The sequence below is a fragment of the Lelliottia sp. EB106-05-01-XG201 genome, assembly GCF_058791735.1.
Genome location: NZ_JBYTDV010000001.1, coordinates 3,690,470 through 3,710,504 on the forward strand (window position 1 = coordinate 3,690,470; position 20,035 = coordinate 3,710,504).

13 protein-coding genes are annotated in these 20,035 nt (G+C 55.7%); all 13 read right to left on the reverse strand.

Translation table 11 applies throughout. From position 1 onward, the window contains the following. Positions 1–11 precede the first annotated feature (11 nt). Positions 12–1,616, reverse strand: coding sequence for a type VI secretion system protein TssA (gene tssA / locus AC3WS9_RS17305; RefSeq protein WP_492489546.1), 1,605 nt, complete (start codon positions 1,614–1,616; stop codon positions 12–14). Beyond that, the gene (locus tag AC3WS9_RS17310) at positions 1,617–4,994 is read right to left on the reverse strand and encodes an ImcF-related family protein (RefSeq protein WP_492489548.1); all 3,378 of its coding nucleotides are present in this window, start codon (positions 4,992–4,994) and stop codon (positions 1,617–1,619) included. It abuts the gene before it with no gap. A 24-nt stretch (positions 4,995–5,018) separates the two neighbouring features. Then, entirely contained in the window at positions 5,019–6,179 is a 1,161-nt protein-coding gene (locus AC3WS9_RS17315) for a hypothetical protein (protein ID WP_492489550.1), read from the reverse strand. A 2-nt stretch (positions 6,180–6,181) separates the two neighbouring features. After that, positions 6,182–6,445, reverse strand: a complete 264-nt coding sequence (locus tag AC3WS9_RS17320; RefSeq protein ID WP_492489552.1) for a PAAR domain-containing protein — start codon at positions 6,443–6,445, stop codon at positions 6,182–6,184. A gap of 191 nt (positions 6,446–6,636) precedes the next feature. Continuing rightward, a complete protein-coding gene (locus AC3WS9_RS17325) occupies positions 6,637–7,461 on the reverse strand; it encodes an FG-GAP repeat protein (protein ID WP_492489554.1) in 825 nt (274 codons plus the stop codon). 5 nt (positions 7,462–7,466) lie between these two features. Beyond that, positions 7,467–9,695: a glycoside hydrolase family 19 protein gene (locus tag AC3WS9_RS17330; RefSeq protein WP_492489556.1), complete on the reverse strand. Its 2,229-nt coding sequence runs from the start codon at positions 9,693–9,695 to the stop codon at positions 7,467–7,469. 11 nt (positions 9,696–9,706) lie between these two features. Beyond that, positions 9,707–12,064, reverse strand: coding sequence for a type VI secretion system Vgr family protein (locus AC3WS9_RS17335; RefSeq protein WP_492489558.1), 2,358 nt, complete (start codon positions 12,062–12,064; stop codon positions 9,707–9,709). Between the two features lie 71 nt (positions 12,065–12,135). After that, complete coding sequence (locus tag AC3WS9_RS17340; RefSeq protein ID WP_492489560.1) at positions 12,136–12,951, reverse strand: lysozyme inhibitor LprI family protein; 816 nt, start codon at positions 12,949–12,951, stop codon at positions 12,136–12,138. A 47-nt stretch (positions 12,952–12,998) separates the two neighbouring features. Next, positions 12,999–15,650 carry a type VI secretion system ATPase TssH gene (gene tssH, locus AC3WS9_RS17345; protein ID WP_492489562.1) on the reverse strand — a complete coding sequence of 884 codons (2,652 nt, stop codon included), beginning with the start codon at positions 15,648–15,650 and terminating at the stop codon, positions 12,999–13,001. A gap of 155 nt (positions 15,651–15,805) precedes the next feature. Further along, positions 15,806–16,297, reverse strand: coding sequence for an Hcp family type VI secretion system effector (locus AC3WS9_RS17350; RefSeq protein ID WP_042319939.1), 492 nt, complete (start codon positions 16,295–16,297; stop codon positions 15,806–15,808). 2 nt (positions 16,298–16,299) lie between these two features. Further along, positions 16,300–17,979, reverse strand: a complete 1,680-nt coding sequence (locus AC3WS9_RS17355; protein WP_492489565.1) for an OmpA family protein — start codon at positions 17,977–17,979, stop codon at positions 16,300–16,302. Next, positions 17,979–18,695, reverse strand: a complete 717-nt coding sequence (gene tssL, locus AC3WS9_RS17360; protein WP_492489566.1) for a type VI secretion system protein TssL, short form — start codon at positions 18,693–18,695, stop codon at positions 17,979–17,981. The genes AC3WS9_RS17355 and tssL overlap by 1 nt, the downstream gene beginning before the upstream one ends. Beyond that, a complete protein-coding gene (gene tssK / locus AC3WS9_RS17365; RefSeq protein WP_492489568.1) occupies positions 18,692–20,032 on the reverse strand; it encodes a type VI secretion system baseplate subunit TssK in 1,341 nt (446 codons plus the stop codon). Before tssK ends, tssL begins: the two co-directional genes overlap by 4 nt. Between the last annotated feature and the right edge of the window lie 3 nt (positions 20,033–20,035).

The following is a 20,035-nucleotide window of genomic DNA, read 5'->3' on the forward strand; positions in this document are numbered from 1 at the left end:
CAAATAAGTCATTAGCCGCACAGCACCATCGCCCGGGCAGGATCGATGGCGATCAGGCCAGCCAGCAGCGCGTCCATTTCGGGCATCAGACGTGCTTTATCGGTTTCGCTGCGCCCGGCTTTCAGACGCAACAATTTCAGCCGTCGGGCCTGCACTTCAAATAACAGCGCGGGCTCCCAGTCGTTGAGCGTTAGCTGGGGGGCACTGCTGATGAGTTCGCCGAGCAGATGGAGCGCCATTTCATTGCGGCCAAACTGTTCGGCGACGCGTGCCATCAGCAAGCGCTGCAGCCAGCGGCTGCGGGGAGATTCCATACCTGGCCGGGTTTGCAGCCAGCCGAGCGCGACCTCCGGACCATCGCTGTCGCCTTTTGCCATGGCTTCCGCTTCCAGCGCGAGGATGTCATCCGACGGGCCCGAGACGGTTGCAGCTTCATCACCGAAGCCGGACATATCGTCATTCACTTTTTCGGTAATCCAGTTGAGCGTCACTTCATCGGCGAACGGCGTGCCGTCGCTCCAGGAGAGCTGTTCCAGACCGTGTAAACGGGCCAGCAGCAGCTTCAGGTCACTGATGATGTAATCAGCCCAGGATTCCCACGGCTGTCCGGCGCGGCTCAGGCCCTGCCACAGATACCATTGCAGATCGAGCCAGTAACGGTTGGCCCCTTCGCAGAACATATCGCTGGCCTGCTCCACCAGCTCTGTCCAGTTCTGCTGCAGATACAGGCGCTTGAGCTGCGCGCGGTAGTCCGGTTTTGGCGGCGAAAGACGCGTGCGACCGCTGGCATCCAGGGCAGGTATCTGCCCGACCGTATCCCAGCGAACCGCCTTCATCAGGCGGTGTGACGCCAGCCAGCCTTCCGGTTGATCGGCCAGCCAGCGGGCCAATACTTTTGTCTGGCTCAAAAACTCGCCTTCGGATTTCACCGTGATATCCGCAGCGGACGTTCTGACCGTTGAGACCGGCGCACTTTCAGATGAGCTGCCGTTCTGAGGCGATAATCCGTCCAGTCCGCCGGAGCCTGCCAGTCGCGTTTCCAGCGCCCGGGATAAACCTTCAAGCGTTGGGCGTTCGTTCTCCGACCAGCTTTCCAGCTGTGCATCGAGCAGGCTGAGGGCGGCGGCGGTTTGCGCCGTTTGTTCGCGGGTGGCCTCCGGCCAGCGGGAGAGCGTGTCCTGCATTCTGGTGCTGTTCAGCCATTCCAGCGCCGACTTACGCGCATTGGCGCGAAGCGGGTGACAGTGCTCGCCGTAACGACTGAGCATCGCGACCAGCAGCTGCACCCCTTCATATAATCCCTGCTCACCGTCACGTTGCAGTCGGGCGAAGATATACCAGGTCACCACGCGGACATCGCGGGCCGTCTGCGTGAGCATTTTCTCCGCCAGACGGCAGATCGTTTCGGTATCCGTGCCGGAGAGTTTGTTGATCTCCTCGCGCATCTGCTGGAAATCGTCGTCATAGGCGGGATCGTCTCCCGCCCCCTTACCCTGCGGCAGCGGCTGTAACCAGTTGTCCCAGTTTGTCAGGCCGTTTTGCATGCGTTCGAGCAGCGTATTCTGGCCCTCTGAGTCCGGCATACACAGGGTGAGCAGCGCATTTGCCTTCGCCATTTATTCAGCCTCCGTGGCGGCCAGCGCGTTGTTCACCGCACCCGGCTCTATTGAAAAGATCGATTCTGGCAGACTGAAGCCCTGCAATTTCAGCAGAGACAGTGGCCCATCGCCCAGCTCGCTGCGCAGGATAAATTTCAGCGGATTGCCGTCCGGCGTGATCCACACCAGTTGAGTGCGGCTGCTGTCGAGCGGAGTGATCAGCGCCTTATCCAGCAGACGAATAAAGCCCCAGTTGCCAGAGTTATGTTCGTAGAGACGCATCTCCGCCGTATTGCTGCGCCAGCTCAGATCCACACCGGGATAGTAGGTGTTTCCCGGCCAGGTAAAGCTCTGCCAGCTTTCCATCTGGTTGAAGTAATCCAGATTTTGCCCATCAACCGCTAACTGTATCCGCGCCACATCGCGTGACGGACGCGCCATTAACTCGAAGTGAACGCCTGCATCACCCTGAGCGAAGATAATGTCGGAGATATCCGCCAGCTGGTTGATGGCATTCAGGAACGCCGGGTTAACGGTCATGCCCTGGCTTGCCGCAGGATCGACCACCCAGTGGCTCCCCTCCTGATGCAGGATGCCGCCGAGATTGGTTTTCAGGAATGCGGCGATACGCCCGGAATCGCCGCGAAGGAACTGCGCCAGTAGCGGAAGTGAAGCATCACTTCCTGTCGCCTTGAACGGGTAGCGTCCGGCAAAGGCGGTATTCCACTGGGACACTATCGTGCTCTGCCAGCGGGCGTTCAGGCTGCCTGCCGCCGGGGCCAGTACCTGACGCCATGCGAGATCCAGCGGCTGGACAAACAGCGCCTGACCAAAACCGCTCCACTCCTGACCGAGACTCGCCGCCACCAGGCTGCCGTAATCGCGGGTGTCCGTCAGATCGATGGCTTTGCCCTGGAACACGGTCTGGGCCAGCATCTGCGCCATCGCCTGCGGATCCGGTGCGCTGGTGACCTGCTGTAACTTCAGGCGCACCTGAGTCACGCGCGCCAGCCACGACTGGAAGCTCAGATTGCCGTTGCTGCCGGTGCCGTCCTTCCCGGCCATCACGCCGGTCAGCGGGCCAAATACGCCATCCAGCGGACCTTTCGGCCCCTGCGCCTGTTCGATAAACTGCTGCGCATTCTTTTTCTTGCCGACCAGTTTCTTCGCGGAATCGACCAGCGAATCCGCCAGCGCTTCGCCTTTGGCGCCGGTCTGCCCTTGCCAGGCGAGGGTATTCATCAGCGCCACCAGCGGTGACTGACGCACATCCGCCAGCAGGTTTAGCTGGGCAATCGCCTCGGACAAGGATTCCGCTTCGTGCCACTGAATGCTGTTCGCCAGATTCAGCCAGGCGTTACCAAAATCGGTGAAGTAGCGCTCAGTCAGGCGCTGTTTCAGCGCTTCAGGCGAGATGTCGCTTCCCGCCTGATGGGTTTTGTCGGTCAGCACCCAGTCGATTTCATCGCGACGGGTTTTCACCACCTCATCAATGGCGTCTTCAACCTGCTCTTCCCACGCCTGACGGGTGAACATGCCCGGCACCACTTCTTCGGTGCTGAACAGGGTTGAGGCATCGGTATCGCCGGTCATGTCCGCCAGCGTCAGATCCGGCCAGTTACGGGCGATGCGTTGCAGCATCTCCTGATAGAGGCCGGATTCCGCATTTCGTTGCCCGATCTGCTTGAGCAAAATCTGGCGCACGGTGCTCACCAGGTCGACATCCGGTTTGATTCGCCACTCCGGGTGCGCGGGCAGGTTCTGGGCATAGAACCCCAGCAGTTTCGGGGCCTGCGTCTGCCAGGCGCTGTCGGCAACACCGGCGCGCTTTGGCCAGGCTTTGAGCATGTTGGTCGAAAGCCAGGACGCATCGGCTTTGTCCGGACGCGCGAGCATCAGATAGCCTTTGAGCAGACCGTAAGCTCGCTGGGTGGCAGACGTTCGGGCATCGCTTCCCGGCGGGAGTTGCACAAAAGCGGTGAGCTGCTGATGCAGCTGTGCCGCCAGCGCATCGCGCATCAGCACCTGATTATTTCGGGCATATAGCGGCCAGAGGGCATTAAGAGTGTCCCTGTCCTGGTTCAATCCGAAACGGGTGTACCAGGGCGCACCATGCGCTTCCCGGTCCTGCAGTCGGGCGATGGCCTGCTGCAACACCAGCTGGTTTCGCAGGCGTTCGGTCAGCGGCTGACGCGTGTCGGCGGCCACGCGGGCGGTCTCCTGGGCCTGATAAATCTGGGCGCGGTTGACGATGAGCGACAGCAGCGTTCCGGCTCCCCACAGCAAAATCACACCAAGCACAACAAGGCGCAGCGCGCGCTGCCAGTGGAAGCCAATTTTGCGGGCATGAACCTGCAGACAATCTTCTTCCAGTGCCTGCCAGGCTGGCGGGCTGAGACGTGCATGCGGCAGCGTTCCCGTTGCAGGCAGCGCGGGGCTGAACATGATGCCGCGCAGGCGATAAGGTGCCGGGCCTGTCATCAGGCTGTTCAGCAATGGCGTCAACTGTTGTTTGAGCCGTCCGCGCAGCTGATCGGAAACACGCAGCAGCCAGTTGTGGCGGGTGTCAGCCAGCAAAGCTGCCGTCCCTGCCCGGCGCAGACGGGAGGATAATGTCGAGACGGAATCCATCGCAGCATCGGGTATCGCGCCTGGGCCAAACAATGCACCCGTTGCCGGAACACCCTCACCCTCTTTTTCCCACCTTTCGTCATTGATGAACCATAACCAAACGGGAGCCTGCCAGCCCAGCAGCGCGTCCGCTTTCTGACGGCTACGGACCAGCGTGTCCAGCGCCGCGGCATCCGGAAGCTGTGCGCAGTCCATGACCTGGACAATACCATCCACAGGGCGCTCCGGGCGAACCTGATTAAGGATTTCAACGAATTCTGGCTCGGGCGCGGCTTCGGCAGGTCCGGCATGGATCAGGACGATGCCGTCGTTCTCCTGCCAGTGATCGCGTTTCAGGCCTGGTGCGACTCTTTCAATGTGTGCGTCGGTGCCCTGAACCAGCAGCAGGCGGACTTTGGATTTCCAGCGGCGGGTGTAGCGCAGGCGGAGGTGATCGATGAGCCCTTCAGAGGTAAAACGCGTGGTGTCCTCATCGGTATGAGGCGGCGCGTCGGGCTGAGCAGAATCACTGCTGCTTTCTGACCCGGCATCCTGATTGCCCCCTTTCTCCCCGGCAGTCATCATCAGCGTCTGGGCGAACCATCCCAGAATCAAAATGATGACGACTAAGATCAGACAAAAGACAACGACCCCCAGAGGACTGTAGGGACCCACGCGCACCGCACTGGCCGTCTCTTCCGGATAGATCCAGAGAAAAAAGCCAAATATGCCTGTGATACAGAGCGCAAAGATAAGAATGGAGGCGAGCGCGGACGGTCTTTTCATAACAAGCGGTAACATCCCTGATAATTATTCTGGAGTGACAGCACACAGCTGTCGGATATCTTTCGATGATTCAGTCACCACCATCTGCGCTTCGCCGTCGGCGAGGCACTGGCGGGTAGCGAGGATTAGTGCCTGCCAGGGGGCTGCGGCTCCGGCGAATCCAGCAACGGTATCGATATTTGTATATCGCTGGGCGGTCAGTTCAGGCGCATAGACTTCGCAGGCAGAGCTAAGCGCATCACTGGAAGCCAGTGCGCCACCGGTTATCCAGCCACGAAGGACGGTTTCCTTGTCGAGACCAGCCCATAGCATCGCGTGTTTGAATGCGTGTCCCATATCGCCCGTGTGATTGATTTGCGGGCGAGGAATACGTGCTGATTTGGGCGGCGTACCTTTAAGGCGGCAGTTGGTCATCAGCACAACCGAAATGGCTTCACCAGCATCGTTCTGCGGTACGTCATACAGCTGTGCGCTGATCACTAACAGCGCGGACGGTTTTGCATAATGATAATCGAGCCAGTAATCGAGGATTCTCAGCCCGGAGAGATCGCGAATGCGCACAATGGGACGGGTAATTTTGGGTAACAAGCTGAGCGAAAGATCGGGCAGGTCGTCCGCAATGTCCAGTGCCACAAAACAGACCATCGAAGCAGGCACTCCCTCAAGCAAATGATTGATATGCGTTAAGAGATCATCTTCATAGCTTGCCAACAGATCAGAGGCTTTTTCCCCACCCGATAAACGGGAATGCCTGACTGGCTTCTCAGCACCTCGCGGTATCACTGGCTGCAGGATGGGCTTTTTCTCAATTGCTGCTTTATGAGTGGCGACATTATTTTGCTCCAGGGCATTCACCAGAAATTCACCGACAAACCAGGCAAACCGCTGTCCACGCCCCTGCTCATTGGCATTGCGGGCTTTGATGGTTTTGTTGGCAGTATACTGACCTACGCTCCGGTACTTGTAACCAGCCCGTCGCGCTGAGAACATCGCCCCCCAGGTAAGTACCGGGAGCACGACAGCAAAGAGCCAAAAGCCAGGCCCGGATCGTTCTCCTTGCCAAAACAGAAATGTCAGACCCATCCCCACGATCAGAACGATTAAACCAAAAATCAGCCAGCGTCGGGTTACCGGGCGTGGTGGTTTGGCTTTCTTATCCGGAATTTTTTCAAGTACAACAGGCATGATCAGCCTACCAGTGCGTCAGGCAAGGAACTGATCAGCGTGCAGCCGCATGCGCATTTATGCCCGTGAAAAGCTACCGGAATACCGTTATCCAGATAATCAGGGTTACCTTCTGTAATAACCGTTGGGCCATGCCCCTGCATTGGGCAGGAGACTTTATCGCCCTTGCGGGCGACGCCAATGCCACCAAAAATCATGGCTGCAGAGCCCGACAGGACTGCGCCGCCGTGGGTGGTTTTATCGCCGATACGAATGATTCCTTGCATGATATCTCCATTACGATTATCGAATTACACAAGAACCCCGAGAGAAAAATTTACGATGAATTAGTAAAGCTTTTGCTGACTAACTTTTAGGGGGATTCCCCCACCACGCCTTCGTACTTTTAAAATTGAGGAACTTTATTATGTAAACGAATCTCTGTTTCGCTTACAAGCAAGAAGTTCTAACAAAGAACTTAATAGGACTCAAATTTCTCCTTGGAAATATCATCGCCTTTAGAGTTTTTACCTTTGTTAGATGTATAGTCAAAGGAAGCACTGCCATTCCTAACAACCTTACCGTTATCAAGGCTATAAACTATTTTATTATAATTATCACAACAATCATCCTTTGAATTAAAAACAATGTCTTTTTTGTAAGGATCATATACAAGAGTGCCATTTTCTTTTGATAAAGCTTCATTTTTAATGAAACCATTCTTAGAAGAAAGATAAACATTCTGACTGCCATTATTTGGCCTATGATCAGTTATGGCGATTAAATCGTAAAAACCATCTCCATTAATGTCTACAAAAACTAAAGACGGTAGATCTATCGCATCAGAAACAACCACATTCTCGTGTTTACTTCCAATTTCCATTTTAATATTGTAAGAACCCACATCGGATTCATCAATTTGAATATCTTTCAACTCACCATCTCTGAATGAGTTTGTTGTCTCTATATTTACTGGAACACACTTTTTATCACACCACTTACCCACATAACCTTTTTCTGTTCGGGCCAGGGTTATCGTAGCTGTACTTTTATTCGTATTTTCTTTTAATTCAATTGAATCAGCATCAACAACGCCATTTAACAAAATTTTCTTTTTATATTTATCATATATATAACTACCAGAGATTATACCTTTGGAGTTAACAAGATTCATTGTAACATTGCTCTTGCCAATAATTCCTGTATATATTGAAGAAACAGAATACCCCACCCCCATTGCATCCGAGGCATTACAGAACATTGGCAATGTACAAACCAAAAGTGATAGCGGTAACTTATTCATTTAATCTACTCCATTCCAAATGCTTTTTTGGCAATTGATAATTTATTAATTCGATCATCCATATGATTCGGTTCTCTAGCTTTATCTGGATAATACGGATGCGTCTGTACCGCCCATCCATTGACATAAACTGAAACCCAATAAATGTCATCTTTGTCAGCAGTAGCGTTTAACTTGGGCTTTATATACTTCCAAAAATATCCAGATGCTAATGCTGCATACCTAGGATTTGATGATAACTGCTTAGCATTAGACGCTGAAGATGTAATGTCAAACGTTGCATCATTAAGTTTTGTTCTGAGATATACTTGGCATTTTGTGTAATTACCTCGACCAGTGATCTGTAATAACCCTCGGCCCTTAAATAATGGACCATCTCCAACTTGAGTATTACCAAGATCACTTCGACCTTCATATGCATTCCCCGAGGCAGTCTCCTCTGTATACTTGAAAAAACCCGTTTCGTGGAGAATCTGCGCCATAAAATGCGATTTACGTAAAGGCGTATTGATTTCAAACAATCTCATTGTTTCATTAAGCGGTTCCAGATAAATACCGACTTCACTTTCGCGATCGGCTGGGAGCATCGATTTTAATTGCTCGTACGTAATTAGCTGATCACCACCAGATAATGCTGATAAAAACACCACCGGATGCATGTGCCACACCGCACTTCCCGACGTGAACGGTTCAACCTGGCTCATCCACTCCACATCATCCAGCCACTTCTTCGCAAAACCCACCCTTACCGGGTCGTAAGTCTCGAAAAACTTCGTCCACTTCGGCGCACTGCTCCCGCCAAACCACTCGCTCTCATGCTTCACCACCATACGCGCGGCAATATCGCGAATACCCATCTCCGGGTGATGCACGGCGTTATACAGCTCCATCCCGGACAGTTCACCATTCTGGTCGCTGTCCAGCCTGTCGACCATGGCCCTGTAAAAGTCCGACACCTGCTGCTGACGTATGCCGCGCTCCGGCACCACCTGCTCTGAATTCGCTGTAAATACCCCTGACACCCACTCTTCCATCAGGGACATCGACATATCCGGCGTGGACTCCTGTACCAGCGCAGTAAAGCCCAGCTTTTTCAGGTCATACTGGTTAAACTCTTCAACCTCGTCCTGGCTCAGCCAGCTTTGCTCACTAATCTGATAATACTTTTTCCCGCCGCTCTCTTTCGGACTGCATTTGTCTGTCGGGAGAATGCTGTGAATATCAGCCCCGACTTTCGCCGACGTCTGCGTGAAGGTCTCACCAGAGTTCGTATACAGCAGACTTTCAGGTTTGACGCGAATATATTTCTGCCCGGACGTTACCGCCCCCGGATTATCCAGAAACGCCGGCATCCGGCTGTCTGTACTGAGCACTTCGATATGCGCATAGGTGCTGCGGCTGACCTGCCCCATGCCCGCCGGGACAATGTCATCCCCCAGGAATCCAATCGCGTCTCCGGCCTTAATCTCAAGCTTTTCTGCCGGTTTCCCGACTGTATCAAATGTTCCGGCTGTCACCGCCTGCTGCATCCAGACAGGCAGGTGCGCGTACTGCTCACCGTCTTCTGTCATAAACTCCGGCAGCAGAGTCACCCAAAAGGTTTTACCCGTCACGTTCCCGCTGCTGTCAAGCTTCTGCGCCAGCCCGAACGGCTGCTCATCAGCCCCATTCATGAACGTCGTTTCTTTCAGGATGAGAACCCGGCTGCCTGCTGCCAGGTCACCTTCTTTCGCCGGTGCGGGCGCAGGACCTCCCGCTCCCTGACTGCTTTCATAATTCCCGGCCTTACGGGTTTTCACCTTCGTTTTCGCTTTCATGCACCTGCATTTCTGGAACGCTGACAGCGGGGCAAGCCCCATATACAGTGAATAAAAATCAAGCTGGGTCTGGGGCTTATCCTTATCCGGCAGACAGGTGGATTTCACCAGTACAAACGTCGTCGAGTACTGCAGCGTCTGACCGTTATAGCTATTTTCCTTGTATTCCTGACCCAGACGCCAGGCCACCACTTCACCATCCGCCATACACTGCAGCGGAACCACGGTATCAACCGTCTCTGCCGTCATGACCGAACCCGGGGCAGAAACCTGTGAGATATGAAGCCCGCCGTGCCACATGCGGTTCGTTCCGGCAAGCCAGGAACCATGCGGCTCACGCCCCACCATCCCCATCATCTCGTCCAGTGTGGCGTACTGTTCTCCGTTTGCCTTAAAGGCCGGGAAACTGGTTTTCATTTTGGCCGTCCTTAGCGTGAAATGTTGCCATCTGTCGCAGGCGGCAGAAGGTCAAGATTCGTTTTGTCGTAAACCGGTGGCTCACACTTCATTTTCGCCGCCGCCATCGGCACCTGATAGCGTGCCGCTTTGGTAATAAAATCCCCGTTCGTCCCGTGCTCAATCCCGCTTTCGCTCAGTTTCAGATATGACCCACCACCATTCAACGTCAGCGTTTTCGGCGTACTGATCACAACCTCATCTTTACTGCTGGTGACCGTGAACTGCTGGTCGGCACTCATCTCCAGCGTACTGTGCTGGGCGCGCACTTCGACATTCCCGAGGTTCGCTATCACCTTCGCCCCGGCTTTATGGGCAAACAACCCCAGAGACTGCTCAGCACTCACCGTGACATTTTTCATCGCCCCGATATCCACATGCTGCCCGGCGGTGACCATGGTGTTTTTAGCACTGGTCAGTTGAAGGTGCTCACCGGAGGTCAACGCGATACCCTGCGGGGCAGAAGCCAGAACCACGGCGGACTGCAAATCCTTCAGGCGGCTTTGCAGCAGGTTGTTCTGCGTCTGGATATCACAGGTCAGCGCTTTGGCCTGTCCGGCTGCGCCGTTCAGCGCCTGCATCTCGCTGTTGGCCTGAGTGATCTGGCTGACCGCCGGGTTCATCTCCAGCACCTGGCCCTGGCCTTTGGCCTGAGCATCTGCTGTCAGGTATACGCCACGGGCAGCGCGCACGGCCCCAAACTCATCGGTACGCAGTTCAAAACCCGCACCGCGCTGTTCGCGCTGGGCATCCACCAGATGGCCGATATTGAGCTGGGTCTTGCCGAACTCCGTCGCAAGTTTGATGTGCTCTTCCTGACGCTTATCCTCCAGACGGAGTTTGTTATTCGCTGGGGTGCGCAGGACGTTGCGCGTGTGGTTATCGTCAGTGACGTGGTCCGGATGTTCTGAGTCATGCTGGGCATGGGCGATATACGGACGGTCCGGGTCGCCCCCGTCAAACATCACCGAGACTTCGGTGCCGTCGAGCAGCGGCGCGTGGAAGCCGTAATTGTCACCGGCATACGGCTTCGCCATACGCAGCCACAGATAGGCATAGCCCTGCTCGCTGCTGTTGCGGTCGAAATCCAGCTTCGTGCGGTAACGGCCCTGATTGTCCAGCCAGGCATAGGTATCGCCCTTTTCAGTACTCTCAACGCGTGCCGGGAGCGTACCCGCAATCACCGGGCGATGATGCAGCGGCGGGCGATAGCAAACAGCTTCGCTGTAGGGGATCCCGGTAAAAGTCATCTTAAAGCTTTGCTTGCGGGAGCCACTGCTCTTCACGCCGGTAATGACGATGCCGTCTTTCAGGTTGGCGGGCAGGCTGCCCTGCGGTTCAAGCACCTCACCCGGAGCCAGCACCGGGCTGCTTGTTTTGCCGGTGACCGCCTGCTGCGCGTTCAGAATACGTTCATGACGCAGGCGGGTGTAGTAGGCTCCGCTCTCCGGCGTCTGGGTATCCCCTTCGCTCAGGAATGGCTCTGCGTAGTGATACACCTCGCCGGTGGTGATGCCGTCCGTCGTGCTGACAGACGCGGAACTGTCCTGCGGCGTCAGCGCCTCGCGATAGTTGTAATCGCGGTTGGCGACGCTTTGTGACACCACCTGATAGCCAGTTTTAATATCCCAGACGCTGAGCTGGCCGTTATCGCTGGTGCGTGACGGCGGGATCAGCGGCAGCGTCACGCCAAACTGATACTGCTCCGGGCTGTCCTGAAAAATCACCACATCCTGCTCAAGGCGGCCATTCATTTCGAAGCGCCAGAAGATGCCCACTTCAGCAAGAAGGCGCTGCACGAATTCGAGGTCGGTTTCGCGCCACTGAGTGATCAGCTCGCGTGCCGGGTAGGACTGCGACAGACGAAACTCAAAATCCGCCCCTTCCAGCTCATGCTCGCGCAGGATCTTCTCCACCACTTCCGGAACGGACTGATTGAGGTAAATCTCGCTGCGTCTGGTGTGCTTCATCAGGGCGATACGCGGCACCATCGTCAGGCTGTAATGCGTTTCATCCGCCGAGGTAGACAGGCGCTGGAAAGACTGGACCACACCAAAAACAGTACGTACAGGTGTGGCTGTTGCACCATCAAACATGGGAACCTGAAACGTAAATGACGCAGGTTTCAGCAGCAACGTCTCACTGGCGATATCATCGGCGGTGCAGGTTACTGTGACGGTGTAATGCCATGGCTGGCTAAGCTGTTCTTCGGCACGGAAATGTAATACGTCAAGAAAATGCGGGCAGTCATTCACGTCCATTCGATAACGGGATTGGCCCAGCAATTGCTGGATCTTTTGTCCTGCAGTACTGATCACTGAATTAATCATCCTTAAATCCTCACTCCCGCATTTTCTACGACTTAAATTGATTTGTGTATTAGCGAATACAAAATAAGGGGTTAATTATTGTTTCCGCTCAGATAGGTAATTCGCTCATTAGTCATTTTTGTTTGACACTGATAAATGCTAATTCTTTGTTTTACATCTATCGCTTCCGACTTACCATCAGAAAGTTTTCCACATTTATTTACTTTGTCATTCACCCATGCGACCTGTTCTTTTTTCATTGCGTTTCTTGCAGAATCAGGAAGATCTTTCCATACCGCATTAAGTTCACGATCTGAATTTGCATATGCGTTCTGGGCAGATTCGAGTGTGTTCCGGGAGAGCGAATTAATAATTTGATCTTTATTTGTCGCCAGCACACTGATGTTAAACATTGCATCGGAAATCTCATTCCTGTTGAATTCGTCGAACAGGATGTCTTTTTTGTTATCAGCCAACTTAGCACTATAGCTAACACCGCTCCAGATAACGCTCCCATTGTTAATCTTACCGTAACTCCGCGTTACATAAGATAAATACCCAGGTGTATTGCTTACGACATCCATTGTCTCTTGCGGAATTTTAATCGCAATGGTGGCACTACAAGTCAAGCCACTACTGCCTTCCCCTCCGGTCGACACGTTGGTGACAGATATCCCAACATTATTCAATTTATCCTGATATGTGGAAACAGGTTTGTCGTAGCTAAATCTGGATTTAGTAATGAAATCATTTTGCAACTGACCGGATGCATCATTCCTGATGTATTCTGAGAGTGCTTTAACAGCATCATCCCTGCCACATTTAAAATCATTAGAATCAAACAACCCAGCATTGGCCTCATAAGAAAAAACTGACACCAAAGTTAACAACGCTATTTTTTTGAACATATATTTTAATTCCATTTTTATATTGAACACTGAGTATTAATTGATTGTTACTGCATCTTTAGCTCTTGGTCGAACCCCAGCTCAATCCCCTCTTCCTCACTCCACCCCATCGTCAGCGACTGCGGTTTCTGCTTCGCCGCCATATGGCTTAGCAGCTGCTGGCTCAGCACCGGCAAAATCTGCTGGTTGAGCAGGCTATCGACGTTACGCGCCCCGGTATCCGGCAGCAGGCAAGCAGAGGTCAGCGCATCGTACAAACTAGATTCGACGTGCGTGGTCAGGCCGTAATGACGGTGCAGGCGCTTACTAACCTGACCGAGTTTCATCTCGACGATGGTGCGCATTGCGGTTTCTGCCAGCGGGCGATAGATCACCGTCTGGAAGCGGGCCAGCAGCGCAGGCTGGAAGTGATCGCGCAGGATCGGACGCAGCAGCTCGTGCAGATCCGCTTCGGTGGCGTCCGGCTGTTCGTCCAGGAGCTGCATCAGGTGGTCACTGCCGAGGTTGGAGGTCATCAGGATCACGGTATTACGGAAGTCGATCTCGCGCCCTTCGCCGTCGCGCATAAAGCCGCGGTCGAAGACCTGGTAGAACAGGTTCATCACGTCGCGGTGGGCTTTTTCAACTTCATCGAGCAGGACCACGCTGTACGGACGTTTGCGCACCGCTTCGGTCAGAATCCCACCCTGGCCGTAGCCGACGTAGCCCGGAGGGGAGCCTTTCAGCTGGGAAACCGTGTGCGGCTCCTGGTACTCGGAAAGGTTGATGGTGATGAGGGATTTTTCCCCGCCGTACATCACGTCCGCCAGCGTCAGCGCGGTTTCGGTTTTGCCGGTGCCGCTCGGGCCGACCAGCAGGAACACGCCCTGCGGACCGTTCTCAGACGCCAGCCCGGTTTTGGACGCCCGCAGGCGCTGGGCGATGGCGGTGAGCGCCACGTCCTGGCCGACCACGCGCTTGCCGATTTCATTTTCCAGACTCAGGAGTTCGGTCTGTTCGTCTTTCATGAGCGAGGAGAGCGGCACGCCGGTCCAGTCGGCGATGACGGTGGCGACGGTGCGCACATCGACATCCACGGCCAGCAGCGGGTTGGTGTGCTGCATCCCGTTCAGTTCCTGTTGCAGGGCGTGGGTTTCACTCTGGCGGGAGATGTCCTGGCGGGTTTCGAGCAGTTGTTCGGTGAGTTTCAGCTCCTTGCCGTACTGGGTTTCCAGTTCGTCGAGCTCGACAATCAGGCGCACCTCTTCCGTCTCAATCGCCGCCAGACGTTCGCCGTGCGTGGTGTGCCCCACCGCCAGATCTTCCAGCAGCGCCTGTTTCTCCATCGCCAGCGACGTGAGCTGCGCGCGGATGCGGGTCAGCGGCTCGGGCACGGTGTCGAGGCTCATGCGCACGCGGGCGGAGGCGGTGTCGAGCAGGTCGACCGCTTTGTCCGGCAGCTGGCGGCCCGTCAGGTAGCGGCGGGAGAGCGTGACCGCCGCGCGAACCGCGTCGTCATGGATGTGCACGTTGTGGTGTTCGGCGTAGCGGGATTTGAGGCCTCTGAGCATCAGGCAGGCGGTGTCATCGTCTGGCTCGTCCACTTTCACCATCTGGAAGCGGCGCTCCAGCGCGGCGTCGCGTTCGAAATACTGTTTGTACTCAGACCAGGTTGTGGCGGCGATGGTGCGCAGTTCGCCGCGCGCTAATGCTGGTTTCAGCAGGTTGGCGGCATCCGCGCCACCGGCCTGATTGCCCGCGCCGATGATGGTGTGGGCTTCGTCGATGAACAGCAAAATCGGCACCGGTGACTGCTGCACGGCATCAATGACGTTTTTCAGGCGCTGTTCGAATTCACCTTTCACGCCCGCGCCCGCCTGCAGCAGGCCGAGATCGAGGGTGCGCAGAATCACAGGTTTGAGCGACTCCGGGACATTGCCTTCGGCAATGCGCAGCGCCAGCCCTTCCACCAGCGCGGTTTTGCCGACGCCCGGCTCGCCGACCAGGATCGGGTTGTTTTTACGACGGCGGGAGAGGATGTCCACCATCTGACGGATTTCCGTATCGCGGCCAAACACCGGGTCGATTTTGCCCTCTTTCGCTTTGGCGGTGACGTCGAGGGTGAATTTATCCAGCGCGTTTTGCAGCGCCGGGCTGAGTTCGCCCTCTTTCACTTCTGCACCCACCGGACGGCCGACAAACTCCACTTCGCCGCCGTGAGTCTGCGCCAGCTCTTCTTCCTGCTGCACTTCGGCACGTTCATCGGACTGCGCGTCCAGCAGCGGACGCAGACGTTCAAGCTGGCTCTGGCCGAGGGTCAGCAGCGGCCACAGGCCGTCGCAGCGGATCAGCTTCGGGCTTTCCGTCAGGGCGATCAGCAGATGCTGGCTGCGGATCTGCTCTTCTCCCTGCAAAGAGGCGGCCATCCAGGCCTGTTTCAGCAGCGCGTTGAGAGAGTCAGAGAGCGTCGGGCGGCTGCGCACCGAGCGCGGAAGCTGATCCAGCCAGCCCAGCAGCGCCTGCCACATGCCGTCCATATCCCACTCGTAGCGACGCGCCAGCACCGTGAGATCGCCTTCACCCTGCTCCAGCAGTTTCAGCAGCCAGTGTTCAGGCAGGATTTCGGCGTGGGCGCGGGTCTGGCACAGGGACGCAGCGCCTTCCAGCGCGCGGGCGCAGTATGGATTAAGGCGACGTAACAGGACGGCTGAGTTTTCCATTTTTTCTCTCTTCTTTTTTCCGGGCACGCTACCGCCCTTCGCTGTGAACCAAAGCGCATGAGGTCAGGGAGGCGGATTGTGATTTTTGCTGAACGTCTGCGAACAGGCGCTCAGCAAAAAACTGCGGACAGGAAACCCTGCCCGCAAAGGACTTACTACGCGGTAGTACGTTCGTTCCAGGAATCGGAATGAATGATGTTGCCGTCTTTGTAGGTCCAGGTGATTTTTTCGTAACGCAGTTCGATCATTTCCAGATGGTTATGTTTTTCCATCGCAGGATCTTTGATGTCGTGCATTTTTGGTGCAACTTTCACCAGCTTCACGTTTTCCAGTTTGGTGTTGAAATACTCAACTTCCTGGCCCGCGTCGTTGATTTTGTACCACTTGAACTCAGCCGATTTCAGGGTCTGACCGGTGGTCACCGCCTTGTACAGATACGGGCTGGAGGAGTCGATTTCCTTGGTGAACAGGAACGGCGTGTGGATACGCGTACCGGTCAGTTTGCCGGTATTGTTATCGGTTGGGATGTACAGGCTGTGATCCTGTGCAACCACTTCGATGCTGCCTTCGCGGTCCTTCACATCGACAGAACCTTTGATGTCTGCACCGCCGTCATCTTTCAGCCACAGATAAACTGGAATTGCCATTTTTACTTCTCCATTTTGTTTTGGACGACGTCATCATCCTGCGATGGCGTCTGGGGTTTGCCCGGTATCTGACAGGCATTGGCCTGAGGTACCAGACTGATTTCGACACGACGGTTGAGCGCGCGGCCTTCCGGCGTGTCATTGGTTGCGATGGGGCGGCTTTCGCCATAGCCCTGTACTGCAAAACAGCTCTCCGGGACGTCACCGGTGTCGCGCATCCAGTCGCGCACCGCTTCGGCACGTTTCTGGGAGAGCGTCTGGTTTAGCCCAGGATTGCCGGTGTTATCCGTGTGCCCGGCGACCACGATCAGCCAGCCCGGCTTGGCTTTGATGCCCACCAGGGAGTTCACCAGCAGCTTGGTGGAGCCGGGTTTGAGGTCGTATTTGCCGGAATCGAACAGGGACATGCTGTCGAGGCGGACAATGGTTGGCACCACTTTCGGTTTTGGCGGCGGAGGCGGCGGCACGTAAGTGTCAATCGCCTGCTGAACGCTCAGCCACAGACGCTCACCCGGGTAGAAGCCCAGACCATAGCGTTGCGGTTCTCCCTGGCGCTGCCAGCGTTCCAGCAACAACGCATCCTGCTGAAGCGCATGCAGAGATTGTGCTTTTGGGGCGTAGTGCGTCATCGGAATGGCGTACCAGCGCTGAAGGTCAGCGCTAATCCGCCCGATAAGCCACTGGTTATGCAGCACGGACAGCCCCATAGCCGTGAGAGCACACAGCAACAGAACCATCACCACCCGACGCCCGGTTTTTCCGCCCTGCAGCGGCATCGCATACGGGATAAGCAAAGGCAAAACCGGATCGGGGAAATGCCACAATGATGGATAAGACTCGACCACTGCCGGAGGAAGCAATTTTGAATGACGGAAAAGCCACTGAGGCCAGACGGCGTCCGTCAGGCTACGGACAGCCCCGCTCCTCACAACGACAGCGAATGGCACCACCGTCGGAAAGAGTCTGTCCGCTTTGGTCAGTTCCTCTATCACGACGTTTTGTAACAGGGCCATCGCGTGTGACAGATAAGGCAGACTGGTGACGTTTTTTGGAATACAGCGCCACTCATCCAGAGACAGCGCAGGCTCATCAGCCGGACAGACCAGCGACGTTTTTCCACGAACGACAATCCACGGCGTTTCAGGCCCGGAAAATTCACCGGCCAGCACGACAGGAGGTGTGTAACCAGAAATCCCCTTCAGCTGTTTAACCTGTTGGCGCACGACTTTCAGGGAAGCACGCAGCAGCCCTTCATCCGCGTGCAAGTCCGGCAGCAAGCGGAACATGACCACCAGTTGCCCTGCCATACGGGGCTCTCGGGCGAGCAATCTGTCAGCAAACTTACTGAGGTGTTCTGCTGATCCCACGTTGAGATAGCAGCCCTGCGCCGTCGTTCTGCATGCGCCTTCCGCAAAAAGAGTCTCATCGGTATCACCGCAAACCAGTAAAACCGGTCCGCTAAAACCCGATGGCGGATAAACGCCGGCCTCTGCCTGTTGACCTGACGGCTGCTGGCGGCGATGACGGCGGCGTGCGAGCAGCACAGCCACAACGATCCCCACCAGCGTCAGCACGCTTTTCAACAGCACTGAGCCATTCAAAAATCCCCAGTTCAGCCAGAGCACAGCCGCCAGACAAATCAGGACCGGAAAGGCCGCGCGTAACAGGGCAGATTTTCGCATCAGCGCAGCTCCGGAAGTTGCTGGTGCAGCAGATCCTGCAGCCACAGATGACCACCTGCCCAGACCATCGCCGTCAGGACTACCGCCAGAACGATCCAGAACCACACTGAACGCAGAAGGTTGTAGCGGCGTTTTCCGGTTTTATGCACCACCAGCGAAACATTCGTATCGAGAGGAGGCACTCGCTCATTGAGCGCGGCAAGCACCTCTTCTCGTTGTTCCTGACCGACCCCGGAGAGACTGAATTGCCCCTGAAAGCCCAGCGCCAGAACACGCTGGTAACAGGTCAGTACTGCCGGAACCGGGGAGGGCTGACGCAACACCTCAGCAATGCGGTCATACAACGCACCACCGGCGCGTAATGAGCCGAAGTAACGGGCCTGCAACGGTGCAGCTCGCCAGGCTTTTAAACCTTCATCGGCATCGGCGCTCTGTTCAGCATGGCTATCGGAAGAGATCTGTTCAGACTCTGCAGACACGACAGGTTTACGATTCATCACCGCTTCGTCCAGCAGCGCACACTGGGCGTAGGAAATATGCGTGATGCTTTCCGAATCGTAGCCAGCACGTTCCAGGGCTTCACGGACGCTCTCCACCTGTGCGCAGCAGTTTTTATAAAGCTCTTTGCCGTCCGGCGCTTTGGCACCGTGGCGTAACTGAGCCACGGTAAGCCATGTGTCCGCCATCAGGGTGTCAAGATCGATATCTTTTCTCATGAGCGCAGTACCGCAAACAGTTCAAGTTCCAGCTCACCCAGCAGCGAAGGCACGTAGAACATGCAAACGCCCTGCTCCAGCATGTCGTGCGCCGCTTTACCCTCCATATCCAGCACGAAGTACTGATTCTCAAGGCGTACCGGTAAAGCAGCGGGGACACGGCTCAGCGGAATCAGCTCGATACCTTCCATCGCCACACCGGAAATCATCCCTACGTCGTCTGGCGTCCCGACCATCGCCATTTCGGCGAATTTCTCGGCCACCTGCCAGGCTGGCAGATTGGATCGAACGGAAAGATAAAAATCAGCTTCTTCGCGCAGGCGGATATCGTGCAGCACGGCTTTCCAGGTCTGCTCGTCCTGACGGGTCATGTTGACGGCGACGACACGCGACGGCAGGCTCGCTTCCAGCAGTTCGCTGATAAGCTCAAACAACCGTGGGAAGGTATTTTGCGGCTCGAGATGGTCGTAGCCTGGGATGGTGTCCAGATCATGCTCGAGGGAAAACGTCAGCATGCTGCCCGCCAGACGCGCCAGCTCAGCCCACAGCTGTTCTGGATGACGGGCCGGGAAGCGTTCATATTCCGACAACACGCGGGCATGGGTATTCAGGGCATTTAACAGCCAGAACAGGGAAACGTCCGCCACAGCAAAGTCTGCCATCCGATCGTTGCTTTCACGGCGCATCGACATCAGACGCTGGCGACGGGAACGTAGCTGGCGGTTGAGCAAGACCAGACGCTCGCGCAGCACGCTGCTGGCAGAGAACATTGCCATCGGCGGGATGAAATCAGGATCCTGCCGCCATCCGCCATGCCCGTCTTTCAGCAAACGCGCAATGGCACAGGTCTGCCAGCCATCGTTGCTTTCATGATCAAAGCGGAAGGAGAGATTAAAGCGGGCCACCGCCATCTGCTCTTCATCCTGACCGAAAGCATCAGCGACCGTGACCCACTCCTCCCGATAACGCAGCGGGCGTTCTGCTGGCATGTCTGGCGTCTGAACATTCACAATGCCCGTTTGCATGACGGGTAATGCCAGGAACACGGTTACGCGGTCCGCCTGACCTGCGACGATCTCGCGAGGTTCCGGTGGCAGGTCGCTACTTTGGGTGTCAATGAGGGTGCCGTCCGGCAGCCACAGGCGCAAGGCCTGTGACTGTAAAAGTCCGGATGAGAGTAATGCATCATTCAGCTCCACGCGCTCGATGCCCCAGGGGAATGGGCTGGTCAGCGCGGACAATCCGGCACGGGAAAAGGCATCCCAGCCAGATTGTTGCTGAAATTGCTGAGGGGCCAGCAAGGCCCCTTCGTTCCACAATGGACGATATATTTTCATCCC